Raw genomic sequence first — 13539 nt, forward strand, 5'->3', positions numbered from 1 at the left:
GATGAATGGATAAGCTAAAAAAAATGATGAAAGACTTCAAAAAAACCCCCATAATTATACTTAAAAACTGTTAATATTTAAAATAAAATGAACAATAATTTGCAGATTATAAACAACTTTCTAAATCAAACACTGATAAAAATATTTTTTATTTTTTGATTAAAAGGGTACTTTTTCATCATATCACATGATTTTAGTGTATGATCAATTTGTGTCATTAATGTAATCGCGACATTTGATGAAGGATTTTAGTTTGCGTAAGTTTATACCAAGGAGATAGTGAATATTATGACAAAAGCATCGGTGCTGGACTGGAAGGGATATTCAGGACTTCCTGATTTTTCTTCAATAAGTGATGAAGATTTTAAACCCGCTTTTGAGTATGCTCTTCAAGAAGCAGAAGAAGAACTAGAGAAGATTGCAAAAGCACAAGAGCCACCAACAGTTGAAAACTTTTTGCAACCTTTTGAGCTTTCTGGCAAAGCACTTGATCGGGTATGTTCAATATTCTTCTTGCGTTCAGGTGCGCTTAGTAATGCGTTGATTCAGAAGTTAGAACAAGAGTTTGTTGTAAAACTTTCTCATTATTCTTCAAAAATGATGATGGATGCACGGATATTTGCAAAAATAGATGCGCTCTATAAACAATCGCAGCAGGGGGCATATGATAGTGAAACAAAACGTGTGCTTGAATTATGGTGGAAGAGGTTTGTTTGTAATGGTGCAAAGCTTGATGAAAAAGGGAAAAAGCGGCTTGTAGAAATTAATGAAAAGCTTGCTTTTTTAAGCGCTACTTTTGGTCAACATGTTTTAAAAGATGAAGCAGAATGGATTTTATTGTTAGAACCAACAGATTTATCTGGATTGCCTAATGACCTTATTGCTTCAATGAAGGAAATGGCAAGTGAAAGAGGGCATGAGGGAGCTTATGTACTCACATTAGCACGCTCAATTATTGAGCCGTTTTTGAAATTCTCTGATCGTCGTGATTTGCGTGAAATTGCATTTCAAGCTTGGTCCAAGCGTGGTGAAAACAAGAATGACAATGATAATCGGGCGACTATTGTGGAGATTATTGCACTTCGAGATGAGCAAGCAAAGTTACTAGGATATCAATCTTTCGCAGATTTAAAACTTGATAATACCATGGCGAAAACCGTTGATGCCGTTATGGATTTGCTTACACCTATATGGGAAAGAGCAAGGGTGAAGGCTGCGAGTGAACAGGTGGAATTGCAAAGTTTTGCAAATAATCAAGGAAGCAATGAATCGTTAAAAGCTTGGGATTGGCGCTATTATACTGAAAAACTTCGCACCGAAAAATTTTCTTTCGACAGCGCTGAAATTAAAGATTATTTTCAACTTGATCGCATGATTGAAGCAGCTTTTGGAGTTGCAGGAAAACTTTTTGGAATCTCATTTGAAGAAAAAAAATCGATTGCACTTTGGCATCCTGATGCACGTTTGTGGGAGGTAAAAAAAGTTGATGGAAGCCTGCTTGGACATTTTATTGGTGATTATTTTGCACGCTCTTCAAAACGATCTGGAGCATGGATGAGCAGGTTGCAATCACAGCATAAATTAAATGGTGGACAAAAGCCTATTATCTACAACATTTGTAATTTTGCTAAACCATCTAAAGGGGAAGTTGCACTTTTATCACTTGATGATGCGCAGACACTTTTTCACGAATTTGGGCATGCATTGCACGGTTTGCTGTCTGATGTCAAATGGCCATCTGTATCAGGAACATCGGTTTCGCGTGATTTTGTTGAACTTCCTTCACAACTTTACGAACATTGGTTAATTGTACCAGAAGTCTTAAAATTTTATGCAACGCATATAAAAACAGGACTTCCTATGCCACAAGAATTGATGGATAAGGTTTTATCAGCACAGACATTTAATGCGGGTTTTTCTGCAGTTGAATTTATTTCATCGGCACTCGTAGATATGGCTTTTCACCAAGGAAAACCCGTCAATGATCCAACGATATTTGAGGCGCAAGAATTAGAAAAATTACAGATGCCTGATGCAATCATTATGCGTCACCGTCCCCCACATTTTACGCATGTGTTTTCAGGAGATGGTTATGCTGCTGGTTATTATTCTTATATGTGGTCTGAGGTGCTTGATGCTGATGCTTTTCAAGCTTTTGAAGAAACAGATGATGTTTTTAATTCAGAACTTGCTGATCGCTTAAAACGTTTTATCTATTCTGCTGGAGGAAGCCGTGACCCAGAGGAACTTTATAAAGCTTTTCGTGGACGGTTGCCTTCACCAGAAGCAATGATTCAAAAACGTGGGCTGTAAACAAAAACGAGGACTGTAAAGAAGAGCGGTATGGCTAACGCCATACCGTATTGTGTTTTTTTTATGATTAAGATGTATTCAAGTCTGAACTTTATCATAACTCTATGAAAAAAGACTTTTTGTTTTATTGGTTTTTAATGCGTGAGGAAAAGAATCTTCTATGTTTTTAAAGGACATTATGGGAAAGAAAAGTTATCAGCGCGGTCTTTCTGATAACCATTCAGTGGAAACCATGGTCCTTTTATGAAGTTTTGATCTCTTCTGCTGAGTAAGCCAGTATTTTGTTGTGCCATATCATCAAGACTCATAGGAGGTAGGCGCTCAATTTTTTGTGGCTCTTGCATAAGTTCTGGAGAATGGACAGCGTTCAAGAGTACAGGTGCATGAGAGGGTATATAAATATTGAGAATATTTTCCAATTTTTTTTCTAAATAAGAAGCAAGTTTTCTTTTTCCTTCAGGAGTAAAATTGATACCATCATATGTGCGCAATGTAACGACTTTTCCATTTATATCATAACCTGAAAAAGAAAATTGTCCTTGTTCATCAATGAAACCCTCCAAAATATCGATAAAATATCCTCCAGCACTTTCTGTTTCTTGCTTATAGAGCTTGTTAAAAATTTTTATTCTTTCTGTTAAGTTGTCATTTACAAAAGCGGGTTGTCCCATCCATATCCATGGCTTTTCTGAAGCATGAAGACTTTCAGTAACTTCAGCAATTTTTTGTTTATAGATATTTATCCATTCTGGTTCGCGCGTATTCAATATACCATGAAGTGTTCTGATTGATTGATTATCATTGGCACCTATCACCATGACGATAATATCGGGTTTATTTTTCTCAATGAGTTTAGAAATATTGTTTTTCCAAGAATAGTCATCAGTTCTGACCAAGCCAGAATTTGGCATCGTAGCGTTTATGATGACGATATTATTATTTTCAATAAAAAATTCTTTAAGTGCCTCGGCAACAGCAGAAGCGACGAAATCCCCCAGGATAAGAATGCTTTTTGCCTTTTCTTCTTTCAATTTTGGGGCGGATTTTCGTGTGACGGTTTTTTTTTGTGGTTTGTATAGTTTTTGTTCTCTAACTTGTGGTTGTTCTTGTTTGTTGTGTTGTGACAACCATTTAAAAAAGTTTGTCGCTTCACTGGGAGAGGGGTGAATGACGCTCAATGCAAATAGAGAGAAAAGGAAAGAAATGGAGTATATTGGGCGCAAATGAAACAAACATTTTACTCCCGATTATTGTTTTCGAAGAAACAAGAGAACTTCAGCACTTGGATAGCCATTGACCTTTAAATGATGGCGTAGTTGAAAAGCTTTAAGTGCATTTCGAGAGGCTGTTCCGATTTTGCCATCAATTTCTCCTTTATAATAACCAAGGGCTCTTAAACGAGCTTGCAGCTCTTTGCATTCAGGGAAAGTAAGAGGTTGAAATGGGCGTTGCCAATCTTGAACTAATCCAGGATGTCCAGCAATACGGTCAGCAAGAAGCGAAACAGCTAAAGCATATCGATCTGCATTATTATAATGTTTAAGAACAAAGAAATTTTTTGTGACGAGGAATATAGGTCCTTGAGATCCATCTGGGTATTTCAATATGGCTTGTTCCGATGAGGCAGGAAGAGGGTGTCCATTCGCATTTCTTACTCCCATCTTTGTCCATTGTGTAAAAGAATGCCAATCATTGGGAAGGTTTTTCTTCTTCGGTAGTTTCACTTCTAAGCCCCAAGGGAGGTTAGGCTTCCAACCATTCCTGTGGAGAAGGTTAGCAGCAGTCGCGAGGGCATCTGGGATAGAGTTCCAGATATCACTTTTCCCATCGCCATCCATGTCGATAGCATAAGCAAGATAACTGCTTGGAATAAATTGCGTATGTCCCATTGCACCAGCCCAAGATCCCGTGAGTTGTGCACGTGTAATTTTACCACTTTGAAGAATTTTCATGGCAGCAATTAGTTGCGCATGCGCGTATTTTGTGCGTTTTGGGTCAGCATAAGCGAGGGTTGCAAGTGAGCGAATAGTATCATGCATTACACTGCTATTTGTTAAAATTTTTCCATAACTGCTTTCCATTGACCAAATAGCGAGTAAAATATTGCGGTCAACACCAAAACGTTTTTCTATTAAAGGAAGCCACTTATGCCATTTTTGGGCTTTGCGCTTCCCTTCCACAATCGCAATATCGTGAACACGACTATCGAAATAGCTCCATGAAGGGTTAACGAATTCTGGCTGATATGCAGCTTTTTTTAAAACTTCTGGATCCATTGCGTGAATGGTTTTAAAAGCCATATCAAATGTAGAGGGCAAAATATGATGGGCAAGAGCTATTTTCCTAAACTCTTTAATCCAGTGTTTAAAACCATTATCAGCATGTAAAGAGGAGGCAAAAAACATAAAAAAAAGAGAAAAAAGAACGGCCAAACCTCTGGAAAGCGTTTTTTGATTGATTGGCTTCTTTGAAGAAAAAAAAGCCTTAGATTCTGTTTTTTGCATTTTTAAATTCCCCTCAAATATTTTGATGCACCAGAATTTTATTTTGTATTTGGTGTTATCGATGATGTTATCAAGCGAAGAGTGAAGACTAAAACAAATTATTTGTTGTGAAAAAATATTTCCAGTAAATCATCATATTATTGTATTTCTTTTCTGTCCATCTCTTAAGAGCATTCAAAACAATTAAGAAATCTTTTTTACCTTTTGGTAAAACATATGTTAAATAAAATCAGAACGTTGTATAATGAATGAGGAGTGTGAGAGTGCGTAGGATCCGAAAAGCAGTTTTTCCTGTGGCTGGTCTTGGCACGCGTTTTTTACCTGCAACAAAAACAATTCCTAAAGAAATGCTGACGGTTGTTGATAAGCCCATTATCCAATATGTTGTAGATGAGGCACGTGAAGCTGGTATTGAGCATTTTATTTTTGTTACGGGACGCAACAAGGCCGTTATTGAGGATTATTTTGATGCGCAAGTTGAGTTATATACGACCCTTTTTGAGCGTGGCAAAAGAGCAGAGCTTGCGCATTTACAGGATTTGCAGCCTCCACCAGGGACAACATCTTTCACACGGCAACAACAGCCTTTAGGTTTAGGACATGCGATTTGGTGTGCGCGTGAATTAGTTGGGAATGAGCCTTTTGCTTTGTTATTACCTGATATGTTGATACAAGCCAAAAAGGGGTGCCTTTCTGAGATGATTAACCTTTATGAAAAAACCGGTGGAGGCAATATTATTGCGGTTCAGGAGTGTGATCCTAGAGAGGCACACAAATATGGTATTGTTGGAAAAGGCGAGCAGATTGCGAACGGTTTTAAAATTACAAAAATGGTAGAAAAACCCAAAAAAGGGACTGCACCGTCGAATTTATACATCAATGGACGTTATATCTTGCAACCAGAAATTTTTAATATTCTCTCCAACCAAGAACGGGGGACAGGAAATGAAATTCAGTTAACAGATGCGATGGTGCGGCTTGCAAATGAGCAGGATTTTTTTGGTTTCCAGTTAGAGGGGATCACTTTTGACTGTGGCTCTAAAGTTGGCTTTATTGAAGCCAATGTTGCATTTTCCCTAGCACGCTCTGATATGCATAGCCGAGTTTCTCTATTATTAAAAAATTTACTAGAAACCATTTAAATTGGAAAATGAGATAGATCTCGGCTTTAATTTCATTTATCAAATTTATTTATGACAATACAACAGTTTTCTCATATGGTTTTGCAGGATGTCGTTATATCGGCACTTAAAACACTTGCGACTGAGAAACAAGGACTTGAAGCCCTTGAAAGAGCCCTTTTGGGAAACCTTTCTTCTTCTTTTGAAGCTGCTGTTCAAACGATCAGGAAGGCGAATGGCCATGTGGTGATTACTGGTCTTGGGAAGAGTGGTCATATAGGGACGAAAATTGCTGCGACTTTAGCGTCGACGGGGACACCTGCCTTTTTTGTTCATGCAGCAGAAGCCAATCACGGTGATCTTGGGATGATTGGGTCGGATGATGTTATTTTGGCTTTATCATGGTCAGGTGAGACCCTGGAGTTAAGTGGTATTATCAACCATGCCGCGCGTTTTCGTATTCCGCTTATTGCCATGACATCGGGTGAGAATTCTGTGTTGGGGCGAGAAGCTGATATTGTACTCTTGTTGCCACAAACTGAAGAAGCTTGTCCTCATGGGCTTGCTCCTACAACTTCAACAGTTATGCAGTTGGCGATGGGAGATGCATTAGCTGTTGCTCTTTTGGAAATGCGTGGCTTTACTGCAACGGATTTTAAAATTTATCATCCTGGTGGTTCTCTTGGTGCAAACCTTAAATACGTGCGTGATATTATGCATAGAGGCGGTCGTATTCCTTTAGTCGCGCAGGGGACAACTATGACTGAAGCGATGAATGTTTTGGTTGAAAAACATTTTGGTTGTGTTGGTGTTGTGAATCAAAAAGGTCAATTAGTTGGGATTGTAACTGATGGTGATCTTGCACGCAATATTCACTTTAACTTATCAAAATTTAATGTTGATGAGGTCATGACAAAAGATCCTAAAGTTGTAGAGCCCAATATGTTGGTTGGTGCTGCTACAGCTTTTATTAATGATCATCATATTGGTGCTTTTTTTGTGGTTGAGGATAAGCAACCAGTGGGGATAGTTCATTTTCACGATCTTTTGCGCATTGGTGCTGTGTAAGTTGGCCCCTTATATCAAAACTTTATTGTCGTTTAAGAGAGCTTCAACAATTTCTTTCTACAACAGTGTGTGCTTTTACGAAAAAACGGTTGTTTGCTTCTTTAGTGTTTATGAGTTTTATGAGCAAAAGATTATATTAATATCTTTGTGTATTTTAAGTCTTTTATCAGGAAGAAAATTTATCTCTCTTAAATTTCTGTGGTATCATAAGTTTGTATCTTTAGCATATTTGCCAGCTGCTAAGATAGCTTTGTATGTGACAAGAGTTTTGTGCATGAAGATGGTTTGTAACAAGCAGGCTACTGTCATGATGTTTATGAGCTCGTAGTGTATTTACCAATTCATGAGAGCGTGACAGTCCTTGCATGAAGGCGGTTCATGAGAGACATTTTTCCTCTTCTCTTTTCCAGTTTTTATCCCTACATCAATCCCGCTTGGTGTAAAGCAAAGTGAACAAAATTGATTCAACATGAAAAATGAAAGAATCTTACGGGTATTAAGGGTATGATTTAAGGTGAATAATGAAAATAATTATGATAAATCAAGGTGTTGTTGTGAGAGGCGCTTTTGTATTATTCCAAATGAGTTTTATCCATATGCCAACTCCATTTGTGATGTATAAGAGAATGATTTCGACTAATTGCCTCACGAAAAGAGCTGAAATGAGAAAATCTCATGATATTGAGAATCCCCATTCAGCATGAAAACGACAAGCTGTCATTGTTCATTACTCTATTAACTGTCCACATTTCTAACAGAAACTGTGGTTTTTATTTGGTTTTAAATTTTCGCTTAAGAGAAAACTGTATTCCAGTATGTGAAGTGCAGAAAAGCTGTGTTGCTCCACGTGATAGTGTACAATTAACTTTAGATATTGTTCCACGGAGAATAGAGCGTATTTCAATTTCTACATGTTGAGCGCTGATATAGTTATATGTACCTTCCGAGAGTTTTTCTTCTGTGTCTGCTGCGCGTGTTTCAAAAACACCTTCGCTGAAAGAAGAGAGTATACCGTTCTCATCCACCCATTTACCATCAATTCCATTTGGTATATTTTGTTCATAATATTGGGAAAAGCCACAGGCACAGAGTACCAAAGCGGTGATTGTAAGACATAAAAGGCGGCAGGTATGTTTCATTTTTTTACTCTAATTTATGTTGATTTACTCTCTAGCTTCTATAACATTGTCAAATTACTCTATGAGTCAATATGAAAAATTTAATAAAAATCAATGAAAAAGCAAAAAAATGGAAAAAAATGCCTTAATTTGTATTTAATGAACAGCTTGATAAGGTTTGTAGTTGAAACACAAGAGGTAAAATATTTCTTATGCTTTACAACAATTTTTCCATTAAGCATTTTTCCATTAAGCCATGTAGTAGTCTCAAGGGAGATTATTAAGATTATGGTGGGTCCCATTCTTGTTGCAAGTGAAGACTATGGAAAGCGTGTAGAGCTTTCTACCATGCTTCGGGGATTTGGTTACCGTGTCATTGAAGCAGAAAATGGTCTTCGGACGATTGATCTTTTACACAGGCGTAAAAATATTGTGCTTGCACTCCTTGATGTCATCATGAGTGATTTGAGTGTAAGTGATTTGATTAAAATGATTAGAGTTGCAGGTGTTGTTGTTCCTATTGTTGTGATAGCACAACACGAGAATCAGGATTTACTGCAGAAAGCTTTAACAGCTGGAGCGATTGATTATTGGATTTATCCTGTTACTTTACTGCGGTTAAGAGTTACTTTGGATCTTCTTGCTCTTGTTTCTGCATTGGAGCGTGAGGTTCGTTATATTCGGCGAAAAAATGAAAACCACTTGCGTTTTTCTGATCTTTGTATAAAAAGCCAACCAATGCAGATTGTTCTAGAACAATCGAGAAAAGCAGCGGATTCTTTACAGAATCTTTTGATAGAAGGTGAAATTGGAACTGGTCGGGAAACATTAGCCCGTATTATTCATCACGAGGGTTTATTATCTGAGGGGGATTTTATTCGCTTCCAATGTTCAGCTATTATTGATCCAGAACAAGAAAGCTACCATTGGTTTCAAGAGTTTTTACCACTGGTTTCTTCTCTTGAAAAAGGGACACTTTGCCTTTGTGATGTAGATCGCCTCGAGATCATACAGCAAAAGCGTTTAGTTTCTTATCTTAAAGAAAGAGAAAAACACACAAAGGGTCAACTTTTTCCTTTTCGGATCATTGCTATTTCAACGTCACGGTTAAAAGATATGGTTGCACAAGGGCCGTTTCTGCATAGTTTGTTTGAACAGCTCTCCCAGTTATCTATCAGTGTTCCTGCTTTACGAGAATTGAGAGATGACTTTTCAGAAATTACACAACGTTTGATTGACCGCATTATTACGGAAACAGGGAAATCGCATGTTCATGGGTTAGCAGGTTCGGCTCTTTCATTACTTATGCAGCATGATTGGCCTGGCAATCAGCATCAACTTGAAAATTTTTTATTTCGCGCAATTTTACTCAGTGAGGGGCCGTTGTTAACGGTTCGAGATTTTCCCCAATTAATGGGAAATTCATTGATGAATGTTCCAAATATCATTGAGAGTGATGTACAAGAAAACTATGAAGAAGAATTAATACAGTTTTTGGGGGGTGATGGGCATGTACGTACTTTTGCAGAGATGGAACGTGATATTATTGAAAAAGCGGTTAAACATTATCAGGGACGTATGAGTGAGATCGCTCGTCGTCTTCATATCGGGCGCTCTACACTTTATCGCAAAATGGAAGATTTGAGAATGATAAAGAACCAAGAACATAAGTAGAATATGTAATAAAGTGCTGTTTCTTAAAAGCATTATTTTCAAAAAAAAGCGTAAGCTTTTTTGAAAATAATGGGGGTAAAAAATCAATATTCTTTAGTGCAAAGTTTCAATATTGAAAATAATTTTGCGAATATAATGAAGTTTAGATTTTATTATGTGGAGTCTTTTTGAGATTCTGTTTGCTTTATCGTCTTTAATATTTCTTTCAAGTCTGATTTTTGTGTTTACAATTTTATCTCACGTAGCATTTCAAGCGAGAAGATAGTCTTTGCGCTTTTGAGCATACATGAAGCTAAAATTTTGGAATCACCAGGTATTGGGTTTATATTCTTTTAAGTAAGAAATGGCATTCTGTTTGCTGTATGATGAAGTTCACATGCTTAATTTGAATGTCTTGGTTCGTAACAATGATTGTGTGATCGTTAAAAAATAGAAAGTTGATCTTCTTTGTCTCTGTTTCAGGTTCTTATTGATTTCATTATATTTTTTTTGGTTGCGTCCATGTTAGCGATTTACACATATGGGCGCTTTATTAAAAATGCTAGGGGAGAGTGTTCTTATGCATTAACTGTTAAAAAAGATGAAACCAAGCTTGATCGTATAGTCAGTCAGTTAGCAGAGAAAACGGATGGATTAGGGGTTGATAAGGATGCTCTTTCATTGATCATTAGTAATTTGGATGCGTTTTATGTTCGTGCAATAGGAGCAGCAGAGGCAGGGCGCAGTCTTGATCTTATGTATTATATTTGGGATGATGATTTAACGGGGCGCATATTATTAAGTGAAATAGTAGAAGCGGCTGATCGTGGTGTTCGGGTTCGTCTTCTTTTAGATGATATTAATGCCCAAGCGCGTGATCCAGCTTATATTGCGTTGAATAAACATCCTCATATTGAAATAAGAATGTTTAATCCAGGGCGGTCTCGTAAAGGTGGTTTACGTCGTGGTTTAGAAATTATATTGCGGGCAATTACTGTAACACGCAGAATGCATAATAAAGCTTTTATTGTGGATGGACGTGTAGCTTTTGTAGGAGGACGCAATCTTGCAGATTCTTATTTTGATGCTGGTAAAGAGTCGCATTTTAGAGATTTAGATTTGATGTTAATTGGTCCCTCGGTTAAAAAGGTGGAAACTGTTTTTGATGACTTTTGGAACAGTGCTGTCGTTTTACCGATTCACACTTTGGTTGTTTCTAAAAATGCAAGCGACCTTGATTATTGGAAGGATAAGTTACGAGAGTTTCGTAATTCCAAGGTTGCGAAAGTTTATTTAGATTATATCAAAAAGCATATTAATTTTGATTGTTTTATTCAGACAGGGAAACGATTATTTCTAGCCGATAAAGTTACTGTTCTTTCGGATCCACCGGAAAAAGCATTGCGCAAAAAAGCGGAAAATTGGCTCATGAAGGCACTTTCTGAGGTTATTGAGGATGCTAAAAAAACGGTCCAGATTATATCCCCTTATTTTGTTCCTGGCAAGATAGGGATGCAAAGTTTTAGCGATCTCGTTTCAAAAGGTGTTGATGTCAAAATTCTGACGAATTCTTTAGCAGCGACTGATGTGGCACTTGTACATGGTGGCTATGTACCTTACCGTAAGGCGTTATTGAAAAGTGGTGTTAAGCTTTATGAGTTAAAACCGGATGGAAATATGCATGGGTTGCGATTGTTTCGGTCAAGTAAAGCAAGTTTACATGCTAAAGCTTTTTTGGTTGATCGGAAAACTGCTTTTATTGGGTCTTTAAATTTTGATCCAAGATCCGCTGCACTCAATACAGAAATGGGTATTCTTTTTGAATGTGCACCGATTGCAGCAAGATTAGACCTGCTTTTTTCTGAAGAAACGACCGCTGAAATGAGTTATCATCTTCGTCTTGGTGATAACAACCGTATTTATTGGGATTTTATTGAAAATGAAAAACAGCATAGTATCGATTATGAACCAGAAAGCAATTTTTGGCGTCGTGCGTTTGCAAAAATAATAAGTTTGCTACCCATTGAATCACAATTATAGATTTTATAAACTATAATTGAGAAAATTATTTTAATTTTTCTTTTCATTTTTTTGGTAGCATGGCATAATTTTTCGCCAATCCATAATGATGTATGAGAACCGCATCTGTATTTAGAACACCTTGCGGTGTTTTGTTATAAAGGAATTTGGCTATGGCAAAGATTGTTGAAACAGGAACAGGTGCATTGGCATTGACTTTTGATGATGTGCTTTTACAGCCTGGTCATTCTCTGGTGATGCCTAGCCAGGTTGATCTTAGAACACGTATTGCAGGTGATATTCAGCTTAATTTGCCGTTGCTTTCTGCTGCAATGGATACTGTGACAGAATCGCGTTTAGCGATTGCTATGGCTCAAGCGGGTGGTCTTGGTGTTATCCACCGTAATATGTCTCCCGCAGAACAAGCTGAAGAGGTTCGTCAGGTGAAAAAATTTGAATCTGGCATGGTTATTAATCCAGTTACAATTGGGCCAGGTGCAACACTTGAAGAAGCAAAATCTTTGATGCGTTCATATAGTATTTCGGGTATTCCGGTTGTTGAAAATGGTGATAGACATGAGGCTGCTGGGCGGCTTGTAGGTATTTTGACGAATAGGGATGTACGTTTTGCCTCAGATCCAAAGCAAAAAATTTATGAATTAATGACACATGAAAATTTGATTACGGTGCGTGAAAATGTTCAGCTTAGCGAAGCGAAGTATTTGTTACATCATCACCGTATTGAGAAATTATTGGTTGTGGATGAACAAAATCGCTGTGTTGGCTTGATAACAGTTAAGGATATTGAAAAGGCACAATTAAATCCAAATGCTGCCAAGGATTCCCAAGGTCGTTTACGTGTTGCAGCTGCCAGTAATGTAGGCCATGATGGTATGGAGCGTTGTGAGCGACTCATTGATGCAGGTGTTGATGTGCTGGTGATTGATACAGCGCATGGGCATTCTCAACGTGTCTTAGAAACCGTTGAACGAATTAAAAAAATGGCGTGTTCTATAGCTGTTATTGCTGGTAATGTAGCAACTTCTCAGGCAACACAGGCGCTCATTGATAATGGTGCAGATGCAGTAAAGGTTGGTATTGGTCCTGGTTCTATTTGCACAACGCGGATTGTGGCAGGTGTTGGTGTTCCTCAACTTGCAGCGATTATGAGTGCTGCAGAAACTGCTGAAAAAGCAGGTATTCCTATTATTGCTGATGGCGGGATCAAGTCTTCCGGTGATTTTGCTAAAGCTTTAGCAGGTGGGGCTTGCGCTGCTATGATCGGTTCTCTTTTAGCAGGTACAGATGAAAGCCCTGGTGAAGTTTATCTTTATCAAGGGCGTTCTTTTAAAGCTTATCGCGGTATGGGATCAGTGGGTGCTATGGCAAGGGGATCAGCAGATCGTTATTTTCAGGCTGAAGTGCGTGATGAGCTTAAATTGGTTCCTGAAGGTGTGGAAGGTCAAGTGGCTTATAAAGGTCCTATAGCATCGGTATTACACCAGCTCGCTGGTGGATTACGTGCTTCGATGGGATACGTTGGTGCGAAGGATTTAGCAGAGTTTCGTAAAAAAGCGACGTTTGTTCGTATCACCAACGCTGGACTCCATGAAAGTCATACGCACGATGTTGCTATCACACGGGAGAGCCCAAATTATCGAGGTCCTGTATGATATATAAGCCCCGTATGGTATATAAGCTGTGTGATGTATAAGTTAAAAGCGACGTTACAGAGAGCAATAA

9 protein-coding genes are annotated in these 13539 nt (G+C 37.9%); 6 read left to right on the forward strand and 3 right to left on the reverse strand.

What is annotated here, in order from left to right; translation table 11 throughout:
- The first annotated feature begins 288 nt into the window (after positions 1–288).
- Positions 289–2313 (forward strand): M3 family metallopeptidase, encoded by a 2025-nt coding sequence (locus BN67_RS00155; protein WP_019222154.1) that lies wholly within the window; start codon positions 289–291, stop codon positions 2311–2313.
- Positions 2314–2489: 176 nt separating this feature from the next.
- Here BN67_RS00155 and BN67_RS00160 read toward each other — a convergent pair whose 3' ends face one another.
- Both BN67_RS00160 and BN67_RS00165 read right to left on the reverse strand, forming a co-directional pair.
- A complete protein-coding gene (locus BN67_RS00160; protein WP_033313029.1) occupies positions 2490–3491 on the reverse strand; it encodes an SGNH/GDSL hydrolase family protein in 1002 nt (333 codons plus the stop codon).
- 69 nt (positions 3492–3560) lie between these two features.
- Complete coding sequence (locus BN67_RS00165) at positions 3561–4817, reverse strand: lytic murein transglycosylase (RefSeq protein ID WP_019222156.1); 1257 nt, start codon at positions 4815–4817, stop codon at positions 3561–3563.
- A gap of 263 nt (positions 4818–5080) precedes the next feature.
- Between BN67_RS00165 and galU the strand changes: the two genes are divergently transcribed.
- Entirely contained in the window at positions 5081–5959 is an 879-nt protein-coding gene (gene galU, locus BN67_RS00170; RefSeq protein WP_019222157.1) for a UTP--glucose-1-phosphate uridylyltransferase GalU, read from the forward strand.
- Positions 5960–6010: 51 nt separating this feature from the next.
- Positions 6011–7006, forward strand: a complete 996-nt coding sequence (locus tag BN67_RS00175; RefSeq protein WP_019222158.1) for a KpsF/GutQ family sugar-phosphate isomerase — start codon at positions 6011–6013, stop codon at positions 7004–7006.
- A gap of 770 nt (positions 7007–7776) precedes the next feature.
- Here BN67_RS00175 and omp10 read toward each other — a convergent pair.
- On the reverse strand, positions 7777–8145 hold the full coding sequence (gene omp10 / locus BN67_RS00185; RefSeq protein ID WP_019222160.1) for an outer membrane lipoprotein Omp10: 369 nt from the start codon (positions 8143–8145) through the stop codon (positions 7777–7779).
- A 267-nt stretch (positions 8146–8412) separates the two neighbouring features.
- On the opposite strand from omp10, the gene BN67_RS00190 reads away from it, so the two are divergent.
- The 3 genes from BN67_RS00190 to guaB all read left to right on the forward strand — a co-directional run bounded on the left by BN67_RS00190 (position 8413) and on the right by guaB (position 13469).
- Entirely contained in the window at positions 8413–9798 is a 1386-nt protein-coding gene (locus BN67_RS00190; protein WP_019222161.1) for a sigma-54-dependent transcriptional regulator, read from the forward strand.
- 501 nt (positions 9799–10299) lie between these two features.
- Positions 10300–11817, forward strand: a complete 1518-nt coding sequence (locus BN67_RS00195) for a phospholipase D family protein (protein WP_425277071.1) — start codon at positions 10300–10302, stop codon at positions 11815–11817.
- Positions 11818–11969: 152 nt separating this feature from the next.
- Positions 11970–13469, forward strand: a complete 1500-nt coding sequence (gene guaB / locus BN67_RS00200) for an IMP dehydrogenase (protein ID WP_019222163.1) — start codon at positions 11970–11972, stop codon at positions 13467–13469.
- Positions 13470–13539: the final 70 nt, after the last annotated feature.

The organism is Bartonella rattaustraliani AUST/NH4 (assembly GCF_000312565.1).
Lineage (GTDB): Bacteria > Pseudomonadota > Alphaproteobacteria > Rhizobiales > Rhizobiaceae > Bartonella > Bartonella rattaustraliani.

Bases quoted from the DNA above. Each gene is read 5' to 3' on its own strand.
- BN67_RS00155 (WP_019222154.1), top strand. From the start codon at position 289: ATGACAAAAGCATCGGTGCTGGACTGGAAGGGATATTCAGGACTTCCT.
- BN67_RS00165 (WP_019222156.1), bottom strand. From the start codon at position 4,817: ATGCAAAAAACAGAATCTAAGGCTTTTTTTTCTTCAAAGAAGCCAATC.
- BN67_RS00175 (WP_019222158.1), top strand. From the start codon at position 6,011: ATGACAATACAACAGTTTTCTCATATGGTTTTGCAGGATGTCGTTATA.
- omp10 (WP_019222160.1), bottom strand. From the start codon at position 8,145: ATGAAACATACCTGCCGCCTTTTATGTCTTACAATCACCGCTTTGGTA.
- BN67_RS00190 (WP_019222161.1), top strand. From the start codon at position 8,413: ATGGTGGGTCCCATTCTTGTTGCAAGTGAAGACTATGGAAAGCGTGTA.
- BN67_RS00195 (WP_425277071.1), top strand. From the start codon at position 10,300: ATGTTAGCGATTTACACATATGGGCGCTTTATTAAAAATGCTAGGGGA.
- guaB (WP_019222163.1), top strand. From the start codon at position 11,970: ATGGCAAAGATTGTTGAAACAGGAACAGGTGCATTGGCATTGACTTTT.